The organism is Pseudomonas sp. B21_DOA, assembly GCA_030544685.1.
Taxonomy (GTDB): domain Bacteria; phylum Pseudomonadota; class Gammaproteobacteria; order Pseudomonadales; family Pseudomonadaceae; genus Aquipseudomonas; species Aquipseudomonas fluorescens_AO.
Genome location: CP086683.1, coordinates 5,836,806 through 5,861,672, shown reverse-complemented (window position 1 = coordinate 5,861,672; position 24,867 = coordinate 5,836,806). Strand labels below are relative to the sequence as shown.

General features: G+C 58.6%; 20 protein-coding genes, 1 other RNA gene and 7 pseudogenes. 16 read left to right on the top strand and 12 right to left on the bottom strand.

Annotated features, from left to right (window positions below; all coding sequences use genetic code 11):
- Positions 1-77 precede the first annotated feature (77 nt).
- The 5 genes from LJU32_27180 to LJU32_27160 are packed head-to-tail and all read right to left on the bottom strand — an operon-like array spanning position 78 to position 4,485.
- Positions 78-926, bottom strand: a complete 849-nt coding sequence (locus LJU32_27180) for a hypothetical protein (protein WKV91217.1) — start codon at positions 924-926, stop codon at positions 78-80.
- Positions 847-1,704 (bottom strand): hypothetical protein, encoded by an 858-nt coding sequence (locus LJU32_27175; protein ID WKV88921.1) that lies wholly within the window; start codon positions 1,702-1,704, stop codon positions 847-849. Before LJU32_27175 ends, LJU32_27180 begins: the two co-directional genes overlap by 80 nt.
- On the bottom strand, positions 1,625-2,233 hold the full coding sequence (locus LJU32_27170) for a hypothetical protein (GenBank protein ID WKV88920.1): 609 nt from the start codon (positions 2,231-2,233) through the stop codon (positions 1,625-1,627). Before LJU32_27170 ends, LJU32_27175 begins: the two co-directional genes overlap by 80 nt.
- Positions 2,154-3,011 carry a hypothetical protein gene (locus LJU32_27165; GenBank protein WKV88919.1) on the bottom strand — a complete coding sequence of 286 codons (858 nt, stop codon included), beginning with the start codon at positions 3,009-3,011 and terminating at the stop codon, positions 2,154-2,156. The genes LJU32_27170 and LJU32_27165 overlap by 80 nt, the downstream gene beginning before the upstream one ends.
- A complete protein-coding gene (locus LJU32_27160) occupies positions 2,932-4,485 on the bottom strand; it encodes a M10 family metallopeptidase C-terminal domain-containing protein (protein ID WKV88918.1) in 1,554 nt (517 codons plus the stop codon). The genes LJU32_27165 and LJU32_27160 overlap by 80 nt, the downstream gene beginning before the upstream one ends.
- Before the next feature lie 199 nt (positions 4,486-4,684).
- On the opposite strand from LJU32_27160, the gene LJU32_27155 reads away from it, so the two are divergent.
- Both LJU32_27155 and LJU32_27150 read left to right on the top strand, forming a co-directional pair.
- The gene (locus LJU32_27155; protein WKV88917.1) at positions 4,685-5,329 is read left to right on the top strand and encodes an MBL fold metallo-hydrolase; all 645 of its coding nucleotides are present in this window, start codon (positions 4,685-4,687) and stop codon (positions 5,327-5,329) included.
- Positions 5,330-5,449: 120 nt separating this feature from the next.
- The gene (locus tag LJU32_27150; protein WKV88916.1) at positions 5,450-6,184 is read left to right on the top strand and encodes an OmpA family protein; all 735 of its coding nucleotides are present in this window, start codon (positions 5,450-5,452) and stop codon (positions 6,182-6,184) included.
- Positions 6,185-6,438: 254 nt separating this feature from the next.
- Here LJU32_27150 and LJU32_27145 read toward each other — a convergent pair whose 3' ends face one another.
- Positions 6,439-6,873 (bottom strand): DUF1043 family protein, encoded by a 435-nt coding sequence (locus LJU32_27145; protein ID WKV88915.1) that lies wholly within the window; start codon positions 6,871-6,873, stop codon positions 6,439-6,441.
- A gap of 144 nt (positions 6,874-7,017) precedes the next feature.
- Between LJU32_27145 and LJU32_27140 the strand changes: the two are divergent.
- The 3 genes and pseudogenes from LJU32_27140 to LJU32_27130 all read left to right on the top strand — a co-directional run bounded on the left by LJU32_27140 (position 7,018) and on the right by LJU32_27130 (position 10,211).
- Positions 7,018-7,646 (top strand): annotated as a pseudogene (locus tag LJU32_27140) (alpha/beta hydrolase).
- Positions 7,647-7,670: 24 nt separating this feature from the next.
- Entirely contained in the window at positions 7,671-9,026 is a 1,356-nt protein-coding gene (locus LJU32_27135) for a tryptophan--tRNA ligase (protein WKV88914.1), read from the top strand.
- Positions 9,027-9,116: 90 nt separating this feature from the next.
- Positions 9,117-10,211 carry a cell division protein ZapE gene (locus tag LJU32_27130; protein ID WKV88913.1) on the top strand — a complete coding sequence of 365 codons (1,095 nt, stop codon included), beginning with the start codon at positions 9,117-9,119 and terminating at the stop codon, positions 10,209-10,211.
- Between the two features lie 193 nt (positions 10,212-10,404).
- Here the strand turns inward: LJU32_27130 and LJU32_27125 are convergent, their stop codons facing one another.
- Complete coding sequence (locus LJU32_27125; GenBank protein WKV91216.1) at positions 10,405-11,301, bottom strand: GlxA family transcriptional regulator; 897 nt, start codon at positions 11,299-11,301, stop codon at positions 10,405-10,407.
- Between the two features lie 250 nt (positions 11,302-11,551).
- On the opposite strand from LJU32_27125, the pseudogene LJU32_27120 reads away from it, so the two are divergent.
- Positions 11,552-12,687: pseudogene (locus LJU32_27120) on the top strand (acyl-CoA dehydrogenase family protein).
- Positions 12,688-12,843: 156 nt separating this feature from the next.
- Here the strand turns inward: LJU32_27120 and LJU32_27115 are convergent.
- Complete coding sequence (locus tag LJU32_27115) at positions 12,844-13,884, bottom strand: NADP(H)-dependent aldo-keto reductase (GenBank protein ID WKV88912.1); 1,041 nt, start codon at positions 13,882-13,884, stop codon at positions 12,844-12,846.
- Between the two features lie 244 nt (positions 13,885-14,128).
- Between LJU32_27115 and rplM the strand changes: the two genes are divergently transcribed.
- From rplM to LJU32_27080, 7 genes and pseudogenes are all read left to right on the top strand, one after another.
- Positions 14,129-14,557 carry a 50S ribosomal protein L13 gene (rplM, locus tag LJU32_27110; protein ID WKV88911.1) on the top strand — a complete coding sequence of 143 codons (429 nt, stop codon included), beginning with the start codon at positions 14,129-14,131 and terminating at the stop codon, positions 14,555-14,557.
- A 14-nt stretch (positions 14,558-14,571) separates the two neighbouring features.
- The gene (gene rpsI / locus LJU32_27105; protein ID WKV88910.1) at positions 14,572-14,964 is read left to right on the top strand and encodes a 30S ribosomal protein S9; all 393 of its coding nucleotides are present in this window, start codon (positions 14,572-14,574) and stop codon (positions 14,962-14,964) included.
- Between the two features lie 271 nt (positions 14,965-15,235).
- Positions 15,236-15,829 carry a ubiquinol-cytochrome c reductase iron-sulfur subunit gene (petA, locus tag LJU32_27100; GenBank protein ID WKV88909.1) on the top strand — a complete coding sequence of 198 codons (594 nt, stop codon included), beginning with the start codon at positions 15,236-15,238 and terminating at the stop codon, positions 15,827-15,829.
- Positions 15,829-17,038: pseudogene (locus LJU32_27095) on the top strand (cytochrome bc complex cytochrome b subunit). The gene petA and the pseudogene LJU32_27095 overlap by 1 nt, the downstream one beginning before the upstream one ends.
- On the top strand, positions 17,038-17,820 hold the full coding sequence (locus tag LJU32_27090) for a cytochrome c1 (protein WKV88908.1): 783 nt from the start codon (positions 17,038-17,040) through the stop codon (positions 17,818-17,820). The pseudogene LJU32_27095 and the gene LJU32_27090 overlap by 1 nt, the downstream one beginning before the upstream one ends.
- 146 nt (positions 17,821-17,966) lie before the next feature.
- A complete protein-coding gene (locus LJU32_27085; protein WKV88907.1) occupies positions 17,967-18,584 on the top strand; it encodes a glutathione S-transferase N-terminal domain-containing protein in 618 nt (205 codons plus the stop codon).
- 16 nt (positions 18,585-18,600) lie between these two features.
- Entirely contained in the window at positions 18,601-19,014 is a 414-nt protein-coding gene (locus tag LJU32_27080) for a ClpXP protease specificity-enhancing factor (GenBank protein WKV88906.1), read from the top strand.
- Between the two features lie 47 nt (positions 19,015-19,061).
- Here LJU32_27080 and LJU32_27075 read toward each other — a convergent pair whose 3' ends face one another.
- The 4 genes and pseudogenes from LJU32_27075 to LJU32_27060 all read right to left on the bottom strand — a co-directional run bounded on the left by LJU32_27075 (position 19,062) and on the right by LJU32_27060 (position 22,503).
- A complete protein-coding gene (locus LJU32_27075; GenBank protein WKV88905.1) occupies positions 19,062-19,640 on the bottom strand; it encodes a BON domain-containing protein in 579 nt (192 codons plus the stop codon).
- The gene (locus LJU32_27070; GenBank protein ID WKV88904.1) at positions 19,637-20,230 is read right to left on the bottom strand and encodes a phosphoheptose isomerase; all 594 of its coding nucleotides are present in this window, start codon (positions 20,228-20,230) and stop codon (positions 19,637-19,639) included. Before LJU32_27070 ends, LJU32_27075 begins: the two co-directional genes overlap by 4 nt.
- 101 nt (positions 20,231-20,331) lie before the next feature.
- Positions 20,332-20,693: pseudogene (locus LJU32_27065) on the bottom strand (YraN family protein).
- Positions 20,693-22,503: pseudogene (locus LJU32_27060) on the bottom strand (penicillin-binding protein activator). Before LJU32_27060 ends, LJU32_27065 begins: the two co-directional pseudogenes overlap by 1 nt.
- A gap of 177 nt (positions 22,504-22,680) precedes the next feature.
- Between LJU32_27060 and rsmI the strand changes: the two are divergent.
- The 3 genes and pseudogenes from rsmI to mraZ all read left to right on the top strand — a co-directional run bounded on the left by rsmI (position 22,681) and on the right by mraZ (position 24,866).
- A pseudogene (gene rsmI, locus LJU32_27055) lies at positions 22,681-23,585 on the top strand (16S rRNA (cytidine(1402)-2'-O)-methyltransferase).
- A gap of 73 nt (positions 23,586-23,658) precedes the next feature.
- Positions 23,659-24,009, top strand: an RNA gene (gene rnpB, locus LJU32_27050) — RNase P RNA component class A.
- Positions 24,010-24,411: 402 nt separating this feature from the next.
- Positions 24,412-24,866, top strand: a pseudogene (gene mraZ / locus LJU32_27045) (division/cell wall cluster transcriptional repressor MraZ).
- Position 24,867 lies beyond the last annotated feature (1 nt).

Sequence of the window (24,867 nt, the reverse complement as noted above, 5' to 3'; positions counted from 1 at the left end):
CAAACGCCCCGAACCAGTCGGGGCGTTTGTTTTCAGTTCACCTGCCGGGGTTGCTGGCCTGGCAATTGAACAGGGCGTCAGGCCACCAGATCGTTGGCACTGAAGCTGTTCACACCCACCAGCTGGATTTCAAAGTCCGCGCCGGCATTGCCGCTGACATTGCCCGACAGTACGTGGTCGACGAAGCGCAGTTGCCCGGCACCGGTGAAGTCATTGGCACCGATGAAGGTGAAACCGTCCATGCCGCCTTGCAGCAGGTTCGCATCGAATTTCGTCAGGTCGATTTTGTCGCCCTGCAGGCTGCTGAAATCGGTGATCACGTCACGGCTGGCGCCCACGCCCATGTCGTTGACTGCGCGGAAGACGAAGGTGTCCGCTCCGTTACCTCCAATGAGCGTGTCTTTGCCCGCACCACCGTCCAGTACGTTATTACCATCGTTGCCGTAAAGGGTGTTGTTCAAGGCATTACCGGTAGCCTTGAGGTCTGCAGCACCTGCCAGAGCGAGGATTTCGACATTGTTGCCCAAGGTGTAGTCGACGTAGGAATAGACCATGTCGATTTCCGAGAGTGAGGTACCTGTCTCGACCACCACATCCGCGATGTCGTTAACGATGTAAGTATCGTTACCGGCGCCGCCGATCATGGTATCTGCGCCCCAGCCACCATCGATGAAGTTGGCGTCGCTGTTGCCCGTTAGGGTGTTGTTCAGCACGTTGCCCGTCAGGTTGAACGCCCCTGCGCCGCTGATGATGAGGTTTTCGACGTTTTGCAGATTGCTCTGGTCCAGACTGACGGTGCTGGTCTGCGCGGTGGCGCTGTACTCAATGACGATGGTGTCGTTACCCTCATTGGCATATTCCTGAATCAGCGCCAGTTCTCCCGCCTGATCGACGCCATAGCCGTCGTTGCCCTTGCCGCCGATCATGGTGTCGAGGCCTGCCCCCGACCAGTTGGTTGTTGCCGTCATTGCCGATCAATACGTTGTTCAGCGCGTTGCCGACGGCGTAGTTATTGGCAGTGCCAGTAAGCGTGAGGTTTTCTACGTTGGCGACAAGTGCGTAGCTGATCGAGGCGCGGACGGTGTCGATCTCGCTGGCCAGGGTACTGGTCTCGCTGACCACGTCACCGACGTTGTCGAGGATGTAAGTATCGTTGCCAGCGCCGCCCGTCATGAAGTCGGCACCCAGGCCACCGTCGAGTACGTTATTACCATCGTTGCCGTAAAGGGTGTTGTTCAAGGCATTACCGGTAGCCTTGAGGTCTGCAGCACCTGCCAGAGCGAGGATTTCGACATTGTTGCCCAAGGTGTAGTCGACGTAGGAATAGACCATGTCGATTTCCGAGAGTGAGGTACCTGTCTCGACCACCACATCCGCGATGTCGTTAACGATGTAAGTATCGTTACCGGCGCCGCCGATCATGGTATCTGCGCCCCAGCCACCATCGATGAAGTTGGCGTCGCTGTTGCCCGTCAGGGTGTTGTTCAGCACGTTGCCCGTCAGGTTGAACGCCCCTGCGCCGCTGATGATGAGATTTTCGACGTTTTGCAGATTGCTCTGGTTCAGACTGACGGTGCTGGTCTGCGCGGTGGCGCTGTACTCAATGACGATGGTGTCGTTACCCTCATTGGCATATTCCTGAATCAGCGCCAGTTCTCCCGCCTGATCGACGCCATAGCCGTCGTTGCCCTTGCCGCCGATCATGGTGTCGAGGCCTGCCCCCGACCAGTTGGTTGTTGCCGTCATTGCCGATCAATACGTTGTTCAGCGCGTTGCCGACGGCGTAGTTATTGGCAGTGCCGGTGAGCGTGAGGTTTTCTACGTTGGCGACAAGTGCGTAGCTGATCGAGGCGCGGACGGTGTCGATCTCGCTGGCCAGGGTGCTGGTCTCGCTGACCACGTCACCGACGTTGTCGAGGATGTAAGTATCGTTGCCAGCGCCGCCAGCCATGAAGTCGGCGCCCAGGCCGCCGTCCAGTACGTTGTTGCCGCTGTTGCCGGTCAGAGTATTGTTCAGGGCATTGCCCGTCAGGTTGAACGCCCCTGCGCCGCTGATGATGAGATTTTCGACGTTTTGCAGATTGCTCTGGTCCAGACTGACGGTGCTGGTCTGCGCGGTGGCGCTGTACTCAATGACGATGGTGTCGTTACCCTCATTGGCATATTCCTGAATCAGCGCCAGTTCTCCCGCCTGATCGACGCCATAGCCGTCGTTGCCCTTGCCGCCGATCATGGTGTCGAGGCCTGCCCCCGACCAGTTGGTTGTTGCCGTCATTGCCGATCAATACGTTGTTCAGCGCGTTGCCGACGGCGTAGTTATTGGCAGTGCCAGTAAGCGTGAGGTTTTCTACGTTGGCGACAAGTGCGTAGCTGATCGAGGCGCGGACGGTGTCGATCTCGCTGGCCAGGGTACTGGTCTCGCTGACCACGTCACCGACGTTGTCGAGGATGTAAGTATCGTTGCCAGCGCCGCCCGTCATGAAGTCGGCACCCAGGCCACCGTCGAGTACGTTATTACCATCGTTGCCGTAAAGGGTGTTGTTCAAGGCATTACCGGTAGCCTTGAGGTCTGCAGCACCTGCCAGAGCGAGGATTTCGACATTGTTGCCCAAGGTGTAGTCGACGTAGGAATAGACCATGTCGATTTCCGAGAGTGAGGTACCTGTCTCGACCACCACATCCGCGATGTCGTTAACGATGTAAGTATCGTTACCGGCGCCGCCGATCATGGTATCTGCGCCCCAGCCACCATCGATGAAGTTGGCGTCGCTGTTGCCCGTCAGGGTGTTGTTCAGCACGTTGCCCGTCAGGTTGAACGCCCCTGCGCCGCTGATGATGAGATTTTCGACGTTTTGCAGATTGCTCTGGTCCAGACTGACGGTGCTGGTCTGCGCGGTGGCGCTGTACTCAATGACGATGGTGTCGTTACCCTCATTGGCATATTCCTGAATCAGCGCCAGTTCTCCCGCCTGATCGACGCCATAGCCGTCGTTGCCCTTGCCGCCGATCATGGTGTCGAGGCCTGCCCCCGACCAGTTGGTTGTTGCCGTCATTGCCGATCAATACGTTGTTCAGCGCGTTGCCGACGGCGTAGTTATTGGCAGTGCCGGTGAGCGTGAGGTTTTCTACGTTGGCGACAAGTGCGTAGCTGATCGAGGCGCGGACGGTGTCGATCTCGCTGGCCAGGGTGCTGGTCTCGCTGACCACGTCACCGACGTTGTCGAGGATGTAAGTATCGTTGCCAGCGCCGCCAGCCATGAAGTCGGCGCCCAGGCCGCCGTCCAGTACGTTGTTGCCATCGTTGCCGGACAGGGTGTTATTCAACGCGTTGCCGGTACCGCTGAGATTTGCGCTACCAACCAGATTCAATATCTCGACGTTATTGCCCAAGGTGTAGTCGACGTAGGAGTAGACCATGTCGATTTCCGAGAGCGAAGTACCGGTTTCGACGACCACGTCGCCGACGTTCTCGACGATATAAATATCGTTGCCAGCACCACCCTCCATTCTGTCGGCACCCGCCATGCCATTGAGTTGATTGTCCAGCGCGTTGCCGATCAGCGTGTCATTGAAAACCGAACCTGTAGCGTTTTCTATCTTCGCGCCGTATGCAATCGCCAGACCTTGATTGAAGGCATTGCCGGCCTGGTCAGTAAAGGCCTGACCGATCGTGCTGTACTGTCCTTCGTTAAGGTTAAGGCTGACGGCTGCCAATTGGTTGCTCGCATCGATCGTATCGACTCCGCCGGCATCCCAGATGGTTTCAAACACAGATTGTGTCGGCGCCCAGGAGTACACGTTGTTGCCAGTCATCCACTGGGTATTGGCGCCATACAGGCTCTGGATCGCCAATATGTCGAGCACCATCGGAGTGGTCGGCAGGTACGAGTAATTGTTGTTATAGCTCATGACGGTCAACGCGACGTCATCCAGCGCCGGAGCGAGCGTGATGGCATTGTTGGCTGATGGTGCGAATGAATGCTTCAGGCCAATGGCATGACCGATTTCATGAACGAATGTCATGAAGTCATAAGTGCCCTTGTCCGGAAATGCTTCACTAGTGTTCGGTCCGATCCAGACATCGCCGCCATTAGGCTTTTCGGAAGGAGTGTAAGCCCAGGCTGCTGCATCGTTGTCCAGTAATGAGTAACCGCCGAAACGCAGGTCGCCCACGCTCGTCGAGGATTCACCGGTCAACTGAAAGGTGATATTCGCCACCGCGGCCCAACTATCCAGCGCGCCCATTACCGCCAATTTCTGTGTGTTTGTCAGCGCGTAGGCGGCCTTTGGTTCATTGTCAGCGCTGTAGTTCGGTGCGAAGACCGAGACACCAGGGACGATGAAACTGTAGGTAAGACTGGTCACTGCCGCAGGGGAGTACCACTTGGTGCTTTCCCATTTATAGCCGGAAATGAGGCTGTCAACAGGAGCTAGCCCTGTCAATGAAGCGGACCAGGTGTCGGTATAACCAGTAGGGCGTGGCATGAAGAATTCCTGAGGTAGGCTGCGGCCCTTCCCAAAATGTGGCCGCTACAAGGTTTGATTTTGCACGAAAAAAAACAGCTTTGACATTATATGGCCACTATTTTCCGATTGATGGCGTCAAAAAACTGTTCGGGCGATATGTATCGGCGTGTGACGTAGAATCTTGATGTCACCGCCATGCTTTAAGCTCAGGATTCCTATGACCGTTCCGAATTCAGCACTCATTCGCGAAACCTTCCCCGTCGGCCCTTTGCAGTGCAACTGCACGATCATCGGCGACCCGATCACGAAAAAAGCCATCGTCGTCGACCCGGGCGGCAACCCTGACCTGATCATGGCGCGCCTCGATGCCCATGGCCTAAAAGTCGTCAGCATCATCCACACCCACGCGCATCTCGATCACTTTCTGGCTTCCGGGCAGATGAAAGAGAAAACCGGTGCGACCCTGCATCTGCACAAGGAAGATCAATTCCTCTGGGACAACCTGGAAATGCAATGCCAGATGTTCGGTGTGCCGTATACGCCCGTGCCTTCGCCGGATCGCTGGTTGAGCGATGATGAAGAACTGGCCTGTGGTTGCGGCGTCGCGCTGCACACGCCGGGGCATACACCCGGTTCCATGAGCTTCTGGTTTTCCGAGGCTAAGCTGTTGATAGCCGGCGACACGCTGTTTCGTCGCGGGGTAGGGCGTACGGATTTGTGGGGCGGCGATCAGGCGACCATCGTGCGTTCGATCAAGCAGCGGCTGTATACGCTGGACGAGGACGCGACGGTGGTCACCGGGCACGGGCCGGATACGCGCCTGGGTGATGAGATGCGCGAGAACCCGTTTGTGCGTGCCTGAATTTTTTGTCACGGGTGTGCGGTGGAATTTTTGCGCATTGTCATGATCCAACGCCGGCGCAGGTCCATTAGTTAAGCAGTGGCCGCTGCACCAACAGAATGCAAAAACCAGGAGCTCTCCATGTTCACCACGCGTCGTTTGATTATTGTCGCTACTGCCGTGGCCGTGTTGTCCGGCTGCGCCTCGCCCAACCCGTATGACAATCAGGGTCAGGCCGACGGTGGCTCGCAAGGCATGAGCAAAACCGCCAAATACGGTGGCCTCGGTGCGCTCGCTGGCGCTCTCGCCGGTGCCGCCATCGGTCACGACAACCGTGGCAAGGGCGCCTTGATCGGCGCCGCCGTTGTCGGTGCTTCCGCAGCAGGCTACGGCTACTACGCCGACCAGCAGGAAAAGAAATTGCGCGCGAGCATGGCCAACACTGGCGTTGAAGTGCAGCGTCAGGGCGATCAGATCAAATTGATCATGCCGGGCAACATCACCTTCGCCACCGATTCGGCGAACATTGCCCCGAGTTTCTACCAGCCGCTGAACAACCTGGCCAACTCGCTGAAAGAGTTCAACCAGAACCAGATCGAAATCGTCGGCTACACCGACAGCACCGGCAGCCGCCAGCACAACATGGACCTGTCCCAACGTCGTGCGCAGAGCGTGGCGACCTACCTGACCTCGCAAGGCGTCAGCGGTGCCAACCTGTCGGCCCGTGGCGCCGGCCCGGATAACCCGATTGCCAGTAACGGTGACGTCAACGGCCGCGCGCAGAACCGCCGGGTCGAGGTCAACCTGAAAGCGATTCCGGGCCAGCAGTATGGTGGTCAGCAGCAACAGCCGGGTACCGTGCAGCAGTATCCATAAGCGACTGCCTGGATGAAGAAACGCCCGGTCTTGTGATCGGGCATTTTTTTGTGTCATCAGTGCCGGCCCTTTCGCGGGCAAGCCCGCTCCCACAGGTATTGGTGGTGTACCCAAAATCTGTGTTCCACACCTGACCCTGTGGGAGCGGGCTTGCCCGCGAAGAGGCCAGTGTTGTCACCGCAAAATCAGCCGATACAAAAAAGCCCCCGGACAACAGCATTGTCCGGGGGCTTTTTGTTGGGCGCGAAACCCGATTATTTCTTCAACCCATAATGCTCATCGAGCATGCCCGGCGAGTTCGGGCTTTTCGGCGCGTAGTCGCGCGGCGGCTCTTGATCGCGCGGTGGCGTCAGGCGTTCGCGCGGTGCCTGCGCGGCATCCGCATGCAGGGCGGCGATCAGGCGCTGGCGGGTCTGCTCGTCCAGGGCCAGACGGTTGGCGCCCTCGGCGAGATGATCCTGCACTTCCTGATAGCTCTGAGTGAGCTTCTTGACCAGCATCGCGGTGCTGTTGAAGTGGGTGACCACTTCGTTTTGATAACTGTCGAAACGCTCCTGGATATCATCCAGTTGACGCTGCGTGCGGCTCGGTGCGGCGTTCGGCGCAACGCGCGCGATCAGGAATCCAATGGCGACACCCACAACCAGGGCAAGAGTCGGTAACAACCAAACTAAGAGCGAGTGTTCCACGAGTCCTTCCTCTATAAACGGCTTTGCTTTACGTTAACGGCTCGAACCTGCGCTGTATACCGCGATTCACTCGCAATAGATTGGCACAGACAATTTGCTAGACGAGTCGACCCGATTCGAGGTCACGGAGTTCCTCCCTTGCTGATGCGCGAAACCCCTGTAGTGATTGACGGCCCGGTGGGTCAATTGGAAAGCCTTTATCTGGATAACGAGCAGCCGCGTGGCATCGCGCTGATCTGTCATCCGAACCCGGTGCAGGGCGGCACCATGCTCAACAAGGTCGTCTCGACCCTGCAGCGCACCGCGCGCGACGCCGGCCTGATCACCTTGCGCTTCAACTATCGTGGCGTCGGCGCCAGTCAGGGCACGCACGACATGGGCACTGGTGAAGTCGATGATGCCGAGGCAGCCGCCACATGGCTGCGGGAAAAACACCCGGATCTGCCGCTGACCCTGTTCGGTTTCTCCTTCGGCGGATTTGTTGCAGCAAGTCTCGGCGGCCGTCTCGAAGCCCAGGGCGTGCAGCTTGAGCACTTGTTCATGGTCGCCCCGGCGGTGATGCGTCTGGGTGAGCAGGATCAACTGCCGCAGCACGGCGGGTTGACTGTGATCCAGCCAGAAACCGATGAAGTCATCGATCCGCAACTGGTCTACCAGTGGTCGGAACAACTCCAGCGCCCCCATGAGCTGCTGAAAGTGGCAGAATGCGGACACTTTTTCACGGCAAGCTGACCGATCTCAAGGATCTGCTGCTGCCGCGTCTCTCGAATTGATTGCAGTCTGACAAGCGATTACCCATGACCAACCGTACCCGCATTCTCACCGGCATCACCACCACCGGCACGCCGCACCTGGGCAACTACGCCGGCGCGATCCGCCCGGCAATCCTCGCCAGCCGCGACAGCCAGGCCGATTCGTTCTATTTCCTGGCCGACTACCACGCCCTGATCAAATGCGATGACCCGCTGCGCATCCAGCGCTCGCGTCTGGAAATCGCCGCGACCTGGCTGGCCGGTGGCCTCGATGTTGACCGCGTGACCTTCTACCGCCAGTCCGACATTCCGGAAATCCCCGAGCTGACCTGGCTGCTGACCTGTGTCGCCGCCAAGGGCCTGCTCAACCGCGCGCACGCCTACAAGGCGTCGGTGGACAAGAACGTTGAAGCGGGTGAAGACCCGGATGCCGGGATCACCATGGGCCTCTACAGCTACCCTGTGCTGATGGCGGCGGACATTCTGATGTTCAACGCGCACAAGGTGCCGGTCGGCCGCGATCAGATTCAGCACGTGGAAATGGCCCGTGATATCGGTCAGCGTTTCAACCATCTGTTCGGCCAGGGCAGAGAGTTCTTCACCATGCCCGAAGCGCTGATCGAAGAAAGCGTGGCGACATTGCCGGGCCTCGACGGTCGCAAGATGTCGAAGAGCTACGACAACACCATCCCGCTGTTCTCCAGCGCCAAAGAGATGAAAGACGCGATCTCGCGGATCGTCACCGATTCCAAGGCCCCGGGCGAAGCGAAAGATCCGGACAACTCGCACCTGTTCACCCTGTTCCAGGCCTTCGCCACACCGGCGCAGGCTGACGAATTCCGCAGCGAATTGCTTGGTGGTCTGGGCTGGGGCGAGGCGAAGAATCGCCTGTTCCAGTTGCTCGACAACGAGCTGGGCGAAGCACGCGAGAAGTATCACCATTTGATCGAACGTCCTGCGGATCTGGAAGACATTCTGCAGATCGGTGCGAAGAAGGCCCGCGCCGTGGCCACGCCGTTCCTCAACGAACTGCGCGAAGCCGTTGGCCTGCGTTCTTTTGTCAGTCAGGTTCAGGTCGCCGCGACCACCAAGAAGAAAGCTGCGAAAGCCGCGCGTTTCGTCAGCTTCCGCGAGGACGACGGCAGCTTCCGTTTCCGTCTGCTGGCGGCCGATGGCGAGCAATTGCTGCTGTCGCGCAACTTCGCCGACGGCAAAACCGCCGGGCAGGTGACCAAACAGTTGCAGTCCGGCGAGCCGCTGGACGTACGCACTGAAGAATTGAGCTTCAGCGTCTGGCTGGCCGGTGAGTGCATGGGCGACAGCCCGGCCTTCGCCGACGCTGCCGCGCGGGACGCCGCCATCGAGGCGTTGCGCGTCGCGCTGACTCCGGCTCAGGACTAATTGGCGGCGCGACCCGACCAAGGGCCGATTGCCATTCCCACAGGCCGTCGCTACAGTGACGGCCCGTTTTTGTTGCCTTGCTAACGAATTATGACGCCCCTAGAACGATATCAAGCTGATCTGAAACGCCCGGACTTCTTCCATGACGCCGCGCAGGAAACTGCTGTGCGTCACCTGCAGCGTCTGTATGACGACTTGATCGCTGCCGACCAGAACAAGCCGGGCTTCCTCGGCAAGCTGTTTGGCAAAAAAGATCAGGCACCGGTCAAGGGCCTGTATTTCTGGGGCGGCGTCGGTCGCGGCAAGACTTACCTGGTCGACACCTTCTTCGAAGCGCTGCCGTTCAAGGAGAAGACCCGCACGCATTTCCACCGCTTCATGAAGCGTGTGCACGAGGAAATGAAAACCCTGGGCGGCGAGAAGAACCCGCTGACCATCATCGCCAAGCGCTTCGCGGCCGAGTCGCGAGTGATCTGCTTCGATGAATTCTTCGTCTCTGACATCACCGACGCGATGATCCTCGGCACGCTGATGGAAGAACTGTTCAAGAACGGCGTGACCTTGGTCGCGACGTCGAACATCGTTCCGGACGGTCTGTACAAGGATGGCCTGCAACGTGCGCGCTTCCTGCCGGCCATCGCCCTGATCAAGCAGAACACCGAGATCGTCAACGTCGACAGTGGCGTCGATTATCGTCTGCGTCACCTCGAGCAAGCCGAGCTGTTCCACTATCCGCTCGACGAAGCTGCCCACGAAAGCCTGCGCAAGAGCTTCAAGGCACTGACGCCGGAGTGCACGGCGGCGGTGGAAAACGATGTGCTGATCATCGAGAACCGCGAAATCCGCGCTCTGCGCACCTGCGACGACGTGGCCTGGTTCGACTTCCGCGAACTGTGCGACGGCCCGCGCAGCCAGAACGATTACATCGAACTGGGCAAGATCTTCCACGCCGTGCTGCTCAGCGGCGTCGAGCAGATGAGTGTCACCACCGACGACATCGCGCGGCGCTTCATCAACATGGTCGACGAATTCTACGATCGCAACGTCAAACTGATCATTTCTGCCGAAGTCGAGCTGAAGGATCTGTACACCGGCGGACGCCTGACCTTCGAGTTCCAGCGCACGCTGAGCCGACTGCTGGAGATGCAATCTCACGAATTCCTGTCGCGGGCGCACAAGCCTTAAACCGCTTTCGGCAAACAAAAAGGGCCTGCGATTGCAGGCCCTTTTTATGCGCTGAAGAAAAACTCGAACGCACTTCAATCCCTGTGGGAGCTGGCTTGCCAGCGATGGCGTCGTGTCAGGTGATATTTCTTTCTCTGACAAACCGCTATCGCTGGCAAGCCAGCTCCCACAGGTTTTGTATTTGCTTCGGGGGCTATGCAGCCTGCTGGAACTGCTGCCGATACTGGTTCGGCGACAGTTCGGTGTGCTGGCGAAACAGTCGCGCGAAGAAGCTCGCATCGTCGTAACCGACCTCATAACTGATGGTCTTGATGCTCTTGCGCGTGCCCGAAAGCAAACCCTTGGCCGTCTCGATGCGTAGGCGCTGCAAGTAGTGCAGCGGTTTGTCGCCGGTGGCGGTCTGGAAGCGACGCATGAAGTTGCGGATGCTCATGCCGTGCTCGCGGGCGACGTCTTCGAAGCGGAACTTGTCGGCGAAATGTTCTTCGAGCCAGTGCTGGATCTGCAGGATGATCACGTCCTGATGCAGCTTTTGCCCGCCGAAACCGATACGCCCCGGCGAATAGCTGCGTTGCACTTCGTAAAGGATGTCGCGGGCCACCGCTTGCGCTACGTTCGAGCCGCAGAAGCGTTCGATCAGATAGATATACAAGTCGCAGGCCGAGGTGGTGCCGCCAGCGCAATAGAGGTTATCGGCGTCCGTCAGATGCTTGTCCTGATTCAGATAGACCTTGGGGAAGCGCTCGGCGAAGGCGTTGAAGAAACGCCAGTAGGTGGTCGCTTCCTTGCCGTTAAGCAGCCCGGCTTCGGCGAGCCAGAACACCCCGGTGGCTTCGCCGCATAACACCGCGCCGCGCGCATGCTGTTCGCGCAGCCACGGCAGGATTTGCGGGTAACGGCTGCACAGCGTGTCGAAATCGTCCCAGAACGCCGGAAGGATGATTACGTCGGCGTTTTCCAGGCCGCCGTCGACCGGCATCATCACATCACTGAAGCTTTTCACCGGTTTGCCATCGGGGCTGACCAGGCGCGTTTCGAACGCCGGCGTCAGGCCGTGGCCCAGTTGTTTGCCGTAACGCAGGCTGGCCACATGGAAAAAATCCTTGGCCTGCATGAGGGTGTAAGCGAAAACCCGGTCGATGGCCAGGATGCTGACGCGCCGCAAGGGCGGGGAGACGTGCTTAGACATAATTCAACTTTTGTTTTGTTTTTATAAGGGAAAGTGGTCACCAGACGGCTGGATCGTCTTATTTTTTGTCGGATGTGTCCAGTGTCCCGTAGCAGGAGTCGGGCTTAGTCTCTGTGAGCCGAATACCTCCAACAACAAAGAAAGGTGCCGCATGATCCCCAGAACCCTGTTCAGCCCCGAGCACGAATTGTTCCGCGACAGCGTGCGAACGTTCCTCGAAAAAGAGGCCGTGCCGTATCACGCGCAGTGGGAGAAGCAGGGGCACATCGATCGCGCGCTGTGGAACAAGGCGGGGAGGCGGGGATGCTGTGCTCGCACCTGCCGGAGGAGTACGGCGGGCTGGGCGCGGATTTTTTGTACAGCGCCGTGGTGATTGAGGAGGTCGGTCGTCTTGGTTTGACCGGCATCGGATTCTCGTTGCACTCGGACATCGTCGCGCCGTACATCCTGCATTACGGCAGCGAAGCGCTGAAGCACAAGTACCTGCCGAAACTGGTCTCGGGAGAAATGGTCACGGCAATTGCCATGACCGAGCCTGGCGCGGGTTCCGATCTGCAAGGGGTGAAAACCACGGCAGTGCTGGACGGTGACGAATATGTGATCAACGGCTCGAAAACCTTCATCACCAATGGCTTTCTGGCTGACCTGGTGATCGTGGTGGCCAAGACCGATCCCAAGGCAGGGGCCAAGGGCACCAGTCTGTTTCTGGTGGAGGCGAACACGCCAGGCTTCGAGAAGGGCAAGCGCCTGGAGAAGGTCGGCATGAAGGCGCAGGACACTTCGGAATTGTTCTTCCAGGACGTGCGCGTGCCGAAAGAAAACCTTCTCGGCCAGGCAGGTGCTGGGTTTGCCTATCTGATGCAGGAATTACCGCAGGAGCGTCTGACCGTGGCCATCGGCGGGCTGGCCTCGGCCGAGGCGGCGCTGCAATGGACGCTGGATTACACCCGTGATCGCAAGGCGTTCGGCAAGGCGATTGCCGACTTCCAGAACACCCGCTTCAAACTGGCCGAAATGGCCACCGAGATCCAGATCGGCCGGGTCTTCGTCGATCGCTGCCTGGAGTTGCATCTGCAGGGCAAACTCGATGTGCCGACGGCGGCGATGGCCAAATACTGGGGCACCGACCTGCAATGCAAAGTGCTCGACGAGTGCGTGCAGTTGCATGGCGGCTACGGCTTCATGTGGGAATACCCGGTGGCCCGGGCGTGGGCGGATGCGCGGGTGCAGCGGATTTATGCCGGCACCAATGAAATCATGAAGGAGATTATTGCGCGGTCGCTGTGATGATCGTTCCCACGCTCTGCGTGGGAATGCCGCCGGGGACGCTCCGCGTTCCGCTGTCAAGGTAATCCGACTGGCCCCTTCGCGAGCAGGCTCGCTCCCACAGGTACAGTATTCCACTGTGGGAGCGAGCCTGCTCGCGAAGCTTTTGGCGGTCAGTTATGGCGCCGGATTCGGATGATCCTTGTGAATCGCCTCGATCCCGGCCAGCACTTCATCGGACAATTTCAGATCAAAACTGGCAATGTTGCTGTCCAGCTGCTCCAGCGTCGTTGCGCCGATGATGTTGCTGGTCACGAACGGTTGCTGGGTCACGAAGGCCAGGGCCATTTGCGCCGGATCCAGGCCATGTTCTCGGGCCAGGGCCACGTAACGGCTGCACGCCGCTTCCGATTGCGGGTTGAAGTAGCGGCTGAAGCGGCTGTAGAGGCTCAGGCGGCCTTTTGGTGGACGAGCGCCGCCCTCGTACTTGCCGGAGAGGAAGCCGAACGCCAGCGGCGAATAGGCGAGCAGGCCGCACTGTTCGCGAATGGCGATTTCCGCCAGGCCGACTTCGAAGCTGCGGTTGAGCAGGTTGTACGGGTTCTGGATCGACACCGCACGCGGCCAGCCACGGGCTTCGGCCAAAGCCAGAAAGCGCATGGTGCCCCACGGCGTCTCATTGGACAGGCCAATATGGCGGATCTTGCCAGCCTTCACCTGTTCGTCGAGAGCTTCGAGCGTGTCTTCGAGCGGAGTCAGGTTGGCTTCGATCTTGTGCTTGTAGCCCAGCTGTCCGAAAAAGTTGGTGCTGCGTTCCGGCCAGTGCAGTTGGTACAGGTCGATGTAATCGGTCTGCAGGCGCTTGAGGCTGCCGTCCAGTGCCTCGGTGATGTGCTGGCGGTTGTGCCGCAGGTTTTTATCGCGGATGTAGTCGATGGTATTGCCGGGGCCGGCGATCTTGCTGGCGAGGATCCAGTCGGCGCGATCGCCGCGGCTCTTGAAGTAATTGCCGATGTAGCGCTCGGTGGTGGCGTAGGTTTCGGCTTTTGGCGGCACCGGATACATTTCGGCGGTGTCGAGGAAATTGATCCCCGCTTCTTTGGCCCGCTCGATCTGGGCGAAGGCTTCAGCTTCAGTGTTTTGCTCGCCCCAGGTCATGGTGCCGAGGCAGATTGCACTCACGTTCAGGTCGGTACGGCCTAGCTGGCGATAGTCCATCGGGTGCTCCTTGGGCAAAACAATCATAAAAGCAGGTTGAAAAATTTTTCGCAATCTGCATAATTGCCGACCTCTTTCTGCAGTGGAAGTGATGCGCCGCCGCCGAAGAATCTTGCCGTTGAACGGACGCGCCGACCCGAGCCCCCGAAAGCGTCTGTATCCGGCTGCCTTTGACTTGTCAAAGTACGCACTATTCAGTAAGATCCGCCGTCTTATTTACAGGCGGCCCCTGAGGCTATAAAGAATGAAAACTTTTACTGCTAAACCGGAAACAGTAAAGCGCGACTGGTTTGTCGTCGACGCTGCTGGTCAGACCCTGGGTCGTCTGGCCACCGAAATCGCGAGCCGTCTGCGTGGCAAGCACAAGCCTGAGTACACTCCTCACGTTGACACCGGCGACTACATCGTCGTCATCAACGCCGAGCAGATCCGTGTTACCGGCGCTAAAACCACTGACAAAATGTACTACTCCCACTCCGGTTTCCCGGGCGGCATCAAGTCGATCAACTTTGAAAAGCTGATCGCCAAGGCCCCTGAGCGCGTGATCGAGACCGCGGTTAAAGGCATGCTGCCTAAAAACCCACTGGGTCGCGACATGTACCGTAAGCTGAAAGTCTATGCGGGCGCTGCACACCCTCATACTGCTCAGCAGCCCCAAGAACTGAAGATTTAACGGAATAGTTCATTATGTCGGCGACTCAAAATTACGGCACTGGCCGTCGCAAGACCGCAACCGCACGCGTTTTCCTGCGTCCGGGTACTGGTAACATCTCCATCAACAACCGTTCGCTGGATAACTTCTTCGGCCGCGAAACTGCCCGCATGGTAGTTCGTCAGCCGCTGGAGCTGACCGAGACTGTCGAGAAGTTCGACATCTACGTCACCGTGATCGGCGGTGGTGTAAGTGGTCAGGCTGGCGCAATCCGCCACGGCATCACTCGCGCTCTGATGGACTACGACGAAACCCTGCGTAGCGCTCTGCGCAAAGCTGGCTTCGTTACCCGCGACGCCCGTGAAGTTGAACGTAAGAAAGTTGGTCTGCGTAAAGCGCGTAAGCGTCCGCAGTACTCGAAGCGTTAATTCCGCTTCCGCGTTCAAAAGAACGCCCGCCTCCTCACGGAAGCGGGCGTTTTTTTATGTCTGCGATTTATCAAAGAATTGCGTTGTGACAACTTGCCACAGCCGTAGACCCCCTATACTCCAAGGCTTAAGGGGCTGAGCCCCGGGGAATTAACCTTGTCAGAATTGGGGGTTTTCATTACCATTCGGGCAAAATTTTTATAAGTAACATTTGATTTATTTAGTAGACGCCTGATTTAACAGGCCAAAAAAGCTGATGGGAGAGGACTGAATGAGCAATGACGGCGTGAATGCAGGCCGGCGTCGCTTCCTGGTGGCAGCCACATCCGTGGTGGGTGCTGCAGGAGCGGTGGGGGCTGCGGTCCCGTTCGTGGGGTCATGGTTTCCCAGTGCCAAGGCGAAAGCTGCCGGTGCACCGGTGAAAGTGAATGTCAGCAAAATCGAGCCAGGCCAGCAGATGATTGCTGAATGGCGCGGCCAGCCGGTGTTCATTGTCCGCCGTACCGAGGAAATCCTGGGGAATCTCAAGAAGATCGAGGGTCAGCTCTCCGATCCGACCTCCAAAAACTCCACGCAACCCACTTATGTCGACCCGGAAGTACGCTCGATCAAGCCGGAAATTCTGCTGCTGATCGGGATCTGTACGCACCTGGGTTGCTCACCGACTTTCCGTCCCGAAGTGGCACCTGCGGATCTGGGCAAAGACTGGGTAGGTGGCTATTTCTGCCCGTGCCACGGTTCCCACTACGATCTGGCTGGCCGCGTCTACAAGTCGCAACCTGCGCCTTTGAACCTGCCAGTTCCCCCGCATTCCTATGAGACCGATGACCTGATTGTCATTGGCGTCGATACGGAGAAAGCGTGATGAGCAAGTTCATGGATTGGGTTGATGCGCGCTTTCCCGCGACCAAAATGTGGGAAGACCATCTCAGCAAATATTACGCACCAAAAACTTCAACTTCTTCTATTTCTTCGGCTCGCTGGCGCTGCTGGTGCTGGTCAACCAGATCGTCACTGGTGTCTGGCTGACGATGAGCTACACGCCGTCGGCGGAAGAGGCCTTTGCTTCCGTCGAATACATCATGCGCGACGTCGAGTACGGCTCGATCCTGCGACTGCTGCACTCGACCGGCGCCTCGGCGTTTTTCATCGTGGTTTATCTGCATATGTTTCGCGGCCTGCTCTACGGTTCGTACCAGAAACCGCGCGAGCTGGTCTGGGTGTTCGGCATGCTGATCTACCTGGCGCTGATGGCCGAAGCGTTCATGGGTTACCTGCTGCCGTGGGGCCAGATGTCTTATTGGGGGCTCAGGTGATCATCTCGCTGTTCGGCGCGATTCCGCTGATCGGCGATGACCTGACCCAGTGGATTCGTGGTGACTACCTGATCTCCGGAATCACCCTGAACCGCTTCTTCGCCTTGCACGTTGTCGCGCTGCCAATCGTGATTCTTGGTCTGGTGGTGTTGCACATTCTGGCGCTGCACGAAGTCGGTTCTAACAACCCTGACGGCGTCGATATCAAGAAGCACAAAGACGAAAACGGCATCCCGCTGGATGGCATTGCGTTCCACCCGTACTACACGGTGAAGGACATTGTCGGCGTTGTAGTGTTCCTGTTCATCTTCTGCTCGATTGTGTTCTTCTTCCCGGAAATGGGCGGCTACTTCCTCGAAAAACCGAACTTCGAGCAGGCAAACGCATTCAAGACACCTGAGCACATTGCGCCGGTCTGGTACTTCACACCGTTCTACGCGATCTTGCGGGCGATCCCGGACAAACTCTTGGGCGTTGTCGCCATGGGCGCGGCGATTGCGGTGCTGTTCGTGCTGCCGTGGCTGGATCGAAGCCCGGTGAAATCGATGCGCTATAAAGGCTGGCTGAGCAAAATCTGGCTGGTGGTGTTCTGCATTTCCTTCGTGATTCTCGGCATTCTCGGCGTCCTGGCGCCGACACCGGGGCGCACATTGCTGTCGCAGGTCTGCACCTTCCTCTATTTCGCCTACTTCATTCTGATGCCGTTCTACACCCGGCTCGAGAAGACCAAACCGGTTCCGGAAAGGGTGACTGGCTGATGAAAAAGTTATTTCTTGCTCTGATTTTTGCTGCGCTGCCTTCCTTGGTTTTTGCTGCTGAGGTTCATGGTCCGGAACTGGAAAGTGTCGATATCGATGTCTCCGACAAAGCCGCCCTGCAGGATGGTGCGCGGACTTTCGCCAACTATTGCATGGGCTGTCACAGCGCCAAGTTCCAGCGTTACGAGCGTGTCGCCGATGACCTCGGCATCCCGCACGAGTTGATGCTGGAGAAGCTGGTGTTCACCGGTGCCAAGATTGGCGACCACATGAACATCGGCATGCAGCCGGCCGACGCCAAGACCTGGTTCGGCGCAGCGCCGCCAGATCTCACGCTGGTTGCACGCGTGCGCGGCACCGACTGGCTCTACGGTTACCTGAAGTCGTTCTACGAAGATCCGGCGCGTCCGTGGGGCGTGAACAATAAGGTCTTTCCGAACGTCGGCATGCCTAACGTGCTGGTCGGCCTGCAGGGGCGCCAGGTCGTCGGCTGCAAACAGGTGCAGATCGTCGAGGACGGCAAGAAGCAATACGATCCGCTGACCGGCACGCCGCTGACTCATGAAGCGTGCGATCAGTTGACCATCGTGCCGAAGTCCGGTGCTCTGAACGAAGAGCAGTTCGATGAGAAGGTCAAGAATCTGGTAACCTTCCTGGCTTACTCGGCTAACCCGGTTAAGCTGCAACATCAGCGCATCGGTACTTATGTCTTGCTGTACCTGGCGTTCTTCTTTGTGTTCGCCTACCTGCTCAAGCGTGAGTACTGGAAAGACGTGCACTGATACGCTTCAAGCATTGCTGTTAATCGCGCGCGCCCAAGGGCGCCTCCGATAAAGCAGGGTCTGCTCAGTCAGACCCTGCGGGAGGTGCCCTCTGGGCGCGCGCGTTTTTCCGGTTCCGACAAACTCAACAAGCGAGGAGGATCGCCATGGGCGTGACCAATCGGTTGGCCTGTTACTCCGACCCCGCCGACCACTATTCCCACCGAGTGCGCATCGTGCTTGCAGAGAAGGGTGTCAGCGCCGAAATCATTTACGTGGAAGCCGGCCGCCAGCCGCCTAAACTGATTGAGGTGAACCCTTACGGCAGTCTGCCGACGCTGGTCGATCGTGACCTGGCGTTGTGGGAGTCGACCGTGGTGATGGAGTATCTGGATGAGCGTTACCCGCACCCGCCGCTGATGCCGGTTTATCCGGTGGCGCGGGCCAACAGCCGTCTGCTGATCCACAGGATTCAGCGTGACTGGTGCGGGCTGGTGGATCTGATTCTGGATCCCAAGAGCAAAGAGGCCGCACGGGTCGTGGCGCGCAAGGAATTGCGCGAAAGCCTGACCGGCGTTTCGCCGCTGTTCGCCGACAAACCGTTCTTCCTCAGTGAGGAACAAAGTCTGGTGGATTGCTGCCTATTACCCATACTCTGGCGTTTGCCGATTCTGGGTATTGAACTGCCGCGGCCGGCCAAGCCGCTGCTTGATTATATGGAGCGTCAGTTTGCGCGTGAGGCTTTCCAGGCGAGTCTGTCTGGTGTCGAACGCGATATGCGCTAAGGCTTAAGGAGCCGCTATGAACTCCAGTCGACCTTATCTGGTCCGCGCGCTCTACGAGTGGATTGTGGATAACGATTGCACCCCGCACATGCTGGTCAACTCTGAATACCCGGCGGTGCAGGTGCCACAAGGCTTCGCCAGTGACGGCCAGATCGTCCTGAACATCTCGCCGAGTGCGGTGCGTCATCTGCACATGGACAACGACGTGGTGACGTTCGAAGGCCGCTTCGGCGGTGTTCCGCACAGTCTCTACGTGCCGATCAGCGCGATCCTGGGCATTTACGCCCGGGAAAACGGCCAGGGCATGGTGTTTGACCTCGAGTTGCCGATGGACGACGAGGAAGACATCGATCCGGATGACGACTCGCCGCCACCAAGCAGCGAGCCACCACGCCCGAGTGGCCGGCCGAGTTTGAAGGTTGTGAAATAAAAAAAGGCGATCCGGATGGATCGCCTTTTTGTGTCTGCCTTTTACGGTCAGTCGATGTATTCGAACAGCTTCACGATTTTCTGCACACCGGACACACCCTGAACCAGATTGGTTGCCTGAGTGGCTTCCTGTTTGGTCAGCAGGCCCAGCAGGTAGACGATGCCGTTCTCGGTCACGACTTTGATGCGCGAGCCAGGAATGCTGGCGTCGGTGAGCATCTGGGTCTTGATCTTGGTGGTCAGCCACGCATCGTTCTGGCGGGCGAGCAGGGAGGACGGTTGCAGCACTTGCAGTTCGTTATGCACCTTCTTCACGCGCTGGACGTTGGCTGCGGCCTGTTCGGCTTTGGCCTTGAGGTCTTCGCGCGGAGTCTGGCCGGCGAGCAGGACGACGCCGTTGAAGCTGGTGATGACGATGTGCGAATCGTTGTCCAAGGCCGGATCGGCCTTGGCGATGTTCACGCCAGCTTTGGTTTCGATCAGCGAGTCGTCGATCTTGCTGCCGAAGGTACGCGTGCCGCGGTCGTCTTCAATCGGCGCTTCACGGCTGGCATTCACCACCGAGGTGCAGCCGCTGATGCCGAGGCACAGGGTCAAGGCCAGAAGGCCAAGGCGATTAGGGGTCATTCTTCACTCCCGAACAGTTGGCTGTCGATCAGATCGCAAAGGCAATGGATCGCCAGCAAGTGGACTTCCTGAATACGTGCAGTGACGTTGGCCGGTACGCGAATCTCGACGTCCTCGGGCAACAGCAGCGACGCCATGCCGCCGCCATCGCGTCCGGTCAAAGCTACGACAATCATTTCGCGATCATGTGCGGCCTGGATCGCTTGAATAATGTTCGCCGAGTTGCCGCTGGTCGAAATCGCCAGCAACACATCGCCCGGCTGGCCGAGCGCGCGGATCTGCTTGGAGAACACTTCGTTGTAGCTGTAATCGTTGGCGATCGAGGTGATCGTCGAAGTGTCGGTGGTCAGCGCAATCGCCGGCAGGCTCGGACGCTCGCGCTCGAAGCGGTTGAGCAGCTCCGAAGAAAAATGCTGGGCATCGCCGGCCGAGCCACCGTTGCCGCACGAGAGCATTTTGCCTTCGTTGAGCAGGGCGTTGACCATGATCTGGCTGGCTTGCTCGATGTGCGGTGCAAGTACGTCCATCGCCTGTTGCTTGGTGTCGATACTGGCCTGGAAAAGCTGGCGAATTCGGGATTGCATGTCCATCTGTGTGACCTTAAGTGGCGCGGCTGTTCGGCACGTGAATGTGCAGCCGGCAAAGCAAAGAGCAAAATGTGTCGGACGAAAACAGGGCAGGGTGCAGGCGATCAACTGTCGAAAGCATTCTGCAACCAGTTCAGCTGATTCGGGTGGCTGTCGATCGCCACCACATCGAAGCGGCAGGGGAATTGGCCCAACGCGACTCGCGCTGAAGAAAATACTGTGCTGCAAAGATCAGTTTCTGCTGCTTGCGCTCGTCGATACTGGCGAGCGCGCCACCCCATTGAGTGTTTTTTCTGTAGCGAACTTCAACGAATACTACTGTATCGCCATCAAGCATGACCAGATCAAGCTCGCCGCGTTTGCATAACCAGTTCTGCGCCAACAGGCGCAGACCTTGTTGTTGCAGATGTTCGAGCGCTTGGCGCTCGGCATCCTTGCCGCTTTGCGAGCGTGACCTGTCGGGCATCAGCGCGGGGTGTCCGGCAGACGCTGCACCTGGCCGCTGACGAACTGTGCCCACGGCAGCTGGCGCACAACGCGTTGGGTCTGGGTCATGCCGAGGCTGCCGGACTGGCCTTCGATGCGGCTGTCCGGCAGGGCCTTGAGTTGACCCAGGCGCGGTGCCAGGCGATAGGCATCGGCGCCCATGGCGTACAGGCGACCAAGGCTGCCATTGGCTTGCGGCCATTGCGCAGCCACTTGCTGGCGCAGCGGATCGCTGGTTTCCAGCAGCCATGGGGTTTCGCAGAAGCGAATGCCGTTCATGTCGTTGTACTGGTTGACGTCGCCGCTGGCGCTGTACACGTGGGAAGTCGCGTAGACCGGCACGTCACCGGCGTACTGGAAGTTCAGGGTCGGCTTGATCTGCTGTGCCTGTTGCGGCGTCGCGGCCAAGAAGATGAATTCGATGTCCTGACGACGCGAAGGCTGGGCGGCGACATTGGTGCCGGCAACATTCTGCAGGCTCTTGGCGCGGGCTTCGCTCTGACGCAGCTGGAACATGTCGGCGATCTGCTGGGCCAGTTGCACCGGCTGATCGACACGTTCGGTGGCAACGATACTGCCGCCATTGGCTTGCCAGTCCTGGCTGAAGGCACGCAGGACGCGATCGCCCCATTCGCCCTTCGGCACCATGATCGCGGCGCGATGCAGGCCGTCGGCACGAGCGCGACGGGAAACTTCGCGAGCTTCGTCTTCAGCAGCGAGACCGAACTGGAACAGTTGCGCCGGGCCTTGTTCGCCTTCGCTGTAGTTCAGCGCGAGGGTGGTGATTGGCAGTTGCGGGCGAGTGCTCAGTTGCTTGACCAGTGGTTTTTCCAGCGGGCCGACTACCAGTTGCACGCCGTCAGCCTGGGCCTTGCGATAGAACTCGTCCATCGAGGTCAGCTTCGAGCTGTCGTAGAACTCGATGGCAGGTGGGTTCTGGCCGGCCTGTTGCGCCTGATAATGCGCGGCCATGAAGCCTTCACGCAGCGCTTTGCCGACCGACGCCAGCTGGCCGTCCTGTGGCAGCAGCAGGGCGATTTTGCTCAGTGGCTGGCTGGCCAGTTCCTTGAGCTTGGTCAGTGGCAGCGGCAGGTTGACAGCCGCCGGGTGCTTTGGATTCTGCGCGCGCCAGTTGTCGATCGCGGCTTGCTGCTGCTCCAGCGTGCCGGCGGTTTTCACCGCTTGCGCCAGTGCCATCCAGCCGCCGAGATCGTCGGTGGTGTTCGGTTGCAGTTGATCGGTCGGCAGCGAGGCGATCAGGGTCCAGATCGCTTCGTGGTTCTTGCTCGCCGCTTCGCCTTCGAGCATCGGTGCGATGAACACACGCTCGCGGGCAGCGGCCAGGGTCTGGCCATCGGCTTCAAGGGCGCGGGCGTGAACGGTGCCGGTGCGCACTTGCTGCTCTTCCGGCATTTCCCCGAGCTTCTGGAAGCTCGGATGGCTCAGGGCGGTCAGCGCAGCTTTCGGCTGATTGCGCGTCATGGCCAGTTCGGCGGACAGCGTGTTGGCGAAAATCTGCTGGCCTGGCTTGAGTTGCTCCACCGGCACTTGTTGCAGGATTTGCGCGGACTGGCCGGCATTGCCTTGGCGGTAAGCCTGGTCCGCCGCGCTCAGGCGCAGCAGGGCAGCTTGTTCCGGGGTTTTAGCCTGGGCAGCCTGTTCGAGCAGTTGCTCGATGCTGGCGTCCGGAGTCCGTGGAAGTTCGCCAAGGCTGGAGGAAGGGAGCTGGCACACGCGGCCAACAAGGCAGCGAGGCAGAGGGCAGTGAACAGCCGCAGGCAAGCGATCATGTAAGTGTTCCTGATACTCGATCAAATTAGCGTGGAATTGTACCCAAGCACTGGCCGGGGCGCGATGTTACTGGCGTGAATCGGTCAATTTAGCTGGAGTAAATGTTGCGGCAGCGCACAACCGGACGAAAAACCGCGCTCGGCCGGAGCGTATCGCAAGCCTCGTGACGCGCTACAATGGCCGCTTTTACCGATCACGAGGTGTGCGCTTTGACTGCTCCAGGTCCTTTGAATTCCGCTGCTGGCTCGCTTTATGTGGTGGCGACGCCCATCGGCAACCTGGACGACATCAGCGCCCGGGCCTTGAAGATCCTCCGTGAAGTGGCATTGATTGCAGCGGAAGACACGCGGCATTCGGCGCGCCTCATGCAGCACTTCGGCATCGGCACGCCCTTGGCCGCATGTCACGAACACAACGAACGGGATGAGGGTAGCCGCTTTATTACCCGGTTGCTGGCGGGCGACAACGTCGCGCTGATTTCCGATGCCGGCACGCCGCTGATCTCCGATCCGGGCTATCACCTGGTGCGTCAGGCCCGTGCGGCCGGCATCAACGTGGTGCCTGTGCCGGGTGCCTGCGCGTTGATCGCGGCGCTGTCGGCGGCGGGCTTGCCGTCCGACCGTTTCATCTTCGAAGGATTTCTGCCGGCCAAGTCGGTCGGGCGCAAGGCGCGTCTGGAGGCAGTTAAAAAGAACCGCGCACGTTGATTTTCTATGAGGCGCCGCATCGCATTCTCGAATGCCTGCAGGATATGGAAGCGGTGTTTGGCGGCGAGCGTCAGGCTCTGCTGGCGCGGGAAATCACCAAGACCTTCGAAACCCTCAAAGGCTTGCCGCTCAGCGAGCTGCGTGGGTTCGTCGAGTCCGACAGCAATCAGCAGCGCGGCGAGTGCGTGGTGCTGGTGGCCGGCTGGACCGCGCCGGAGTCGGAAGACGCGGTCAGCAGCGAAGCTATGCGCATCCTCGATCTGTTGCTCGAAGAAATGCCACTCAAGCGCGCCGCGGCACTGGCAGCACAAATCACTGGCGAGCGCAAAAACGTGCTGTATCAGGTGGCGCTGGATAAACAGAAAGGCGTGTAAGCCTTCGCCCATGGCGCTCTGGAGGGTTTTAGCGCTTGTTCTTCCGGCGCTCTGCCGTTAACCTTCGCGGCGGAGAGTCGATCGGACAGTCGCTGCCCTCTATGAAAATTAGGGGGAGGAAAGTCCGGGCTCCATAGGGCGAAGTGCCAGGTAATGCCTGGGAGGCGTGAGCCTACGGAAAGTGCCACAGAAAATAACCGCCTAAGCGCGCAAGCGCCGGTAAGGGTGAAAAGGTGCGGTAAGAGCGCACCGCACGTCTGGCAACAGTTCGTGGCTAGGTAAACCCCACTTGGAGCAAGACCAAATAGGGTCCCAAGGCGTGGCCCGCGCTGGGACCGGGTAGGTTGCTAAAGATGTCCAGTGATGGCCATCGTAGACGAATGACTGTTCAAGACAGAACCCGGCTTACAGATCGACTCTCCACCTTTTTCTTTCCCTGCTTGAAACAAAGAAGACGCGGCTGTGTAATATCAGCCGGCCTGGTCTGAAACTCCGGCAGCGGCAAACGCGGTAATAGCCTTTTCCCACCCTGCTTCAATCAACAGCCGAAGCGCCTTTGTAATACCGAAAAAATCTTACTCTTAACAAACTACTTTAACTTTCGAGCGCAGCTTTCAGTGCTGCATCAAGTTATTGACCAAAACTTCACGTCAGATTCTCGTTGAGCCTCCTTTTACGTCGCTAAATCTCCGTTCTGTAAGGCTTTTCCTTTAATCCGCGCCTTGACGGTGTGGTGGGCGCATTCCTATAGTGTGCGCAAGTGGCGAAAAGTGGCATGAAGTGGGTTTTTTGAGCTCAAAACGATAAAAATTGGAGAAACGCTGACGTGTTTCGCGGAGCTAACGCTATCAGTCTCGACGCAAAGGGCCGTCTCGCCATGCCGAGCCGGTACCGTGACGAGCTCGATTCGCGTAGTTCCGGCCAATTGATCGTGACCATTGATGCCGTTGATCCATGCCTGTGTGTCTATCCGCTCGATGAGTGGGAAATTATTGAAACCAAGTTGCGCGCACTCCTTCGCTTCGCGAAGAGAACCGTCGCCTGCAACGTTTATTGATTGGTAATGCCGTCGACCTCGAACTCGATGGCAGTGGTCGTTTTCTGGTTCCGCCGCGTTTGCGCGAATACGCCAAGCTCGATAAGCGCGCGATGCTGGTCGGCCAACTGAACAAGTTCCAATTGTGGGACGAGGATGCATGGAATGCGGTATCTGCCGCTGACCTTGCTGCTATTCAACAACCGGGCGCGATGCCTGATGAACTGCGTGATTTGATCCTGTGAC

Coding starts and splice junctions, on each gene's coding strand:
- LJU32_27180 (WKV91217.1), bottom strand. CDS start 926: ATGATCGGCGGCAAGGGCAACGACGGCTATGGCGTCGATCAGGCGGGA.
- LJU32_27175 (WKV88921.1), bottom strand. CDS start 1,704: ATGATCGGCGGCAAGGGCAACGACGGCTATGGCGTCGATCAGGCGGGA.
- LJU32_27170 (WKV88920.1), bottom strand. CDS start 2,233: ATGATCGGCGGCAAGGGCAACGACGGCTATGGCGTCGATCAGGCGGGA.
- LJU32_27165 (WKV88919.1), bottom strand. CDS start 3,011: ATGATCGGCGGCAAGGGCAACGACGGCTATGGCGTCGATCAGGCGGGA.
- LJU32_27160 (WKV88918.1), bottom strand. CDS start 4,485: ATGCCACGCCCTACTGGTTATACCGACACCTGGTCCGCTTCATTGACA.
- LJU32_27155 (WKV88917.1), top strand. CDS start 4,685: ATGACCGTTCCGAATTCAGCACTCATTCGCGAAACCTTCCCCGTCGGC.
- LJU32_27150 (WKV88916.1), top strand. CDS start 5,450: ATGTTCACCACGCGTCGTTTGATTATTGTCGCTACTGCCGTGGCCGTG.
- LJU32_27135 (WKV88914.1), top strand. CDS start 7,671: ATGACCAACCGTACCCGCATTCTCACCGGCATCACCACCACCGGCACG.
- LJU32_27130 (WKV88913.1), top strand. CDS start 9,117: ATGACGCCCCTAGAACGATATCAAGCTGATCTGAAACGCCCGGACTTC.
- LJU32_27115 (WKV88912.1), bottom strand. CDS start 13,884: ATGGACTATCGCCAGCTAGGCCGTACCGACCTGAACGTGAGTGCAATC.
- rplM (WKV88911.1), top strand. CDS start 14,129: ATGAAAACTTTTACTGCTAAACCGGAAACAGTAAAGCGCGACTGGTTT.
- rpsI (WKV88910.1), top strand. CDS start 14,572: ATGTCGGCGACTCAAAATTACGGCACTGGCCGTCGCAAGACCGCAACC.
- petA (WKV88909.1), top strand. CDS start 15,236: ATGAGCAATGACGGCGTGAATGCAGGCCGGCGTCGCTTCCTGGTGGCA.
- LJU32_27090 (WKV88908.1), top strand. CDS start 17,038: ATGAAAAAGTTATTTCTTGCTCTGATTTTTGCTGCGCTGCCTTCCTTG.
- LJU32_27085 (WKV88907.1), top strand. CDS start 17,967: ATGGGCGTGACCAATCGGTTGGCCTGTTACTCCGACCCCGCCGACCAC.
- LJU32_27080 (WKV88906.1), top strand. CDS start 18,601: ATGAACTCCAGTCGACCTTATCTGGTCCGCGCGCTCTACGAGTGGATT.
- LJU32_27075 (WKV88905.1), bottom strand. CDS start 19,640: ATGACCCCTAATCGCCTTGGCCTTCTGGCCTTGACCCTGTGCCTCGGC.
- LJU32_27070 (WKV88904.1), bottom strand. CDS start 20,230: ATGGACATGCAATCCCGAATTCGCCAGCTTTTCCAGGCCAGTATCGAC.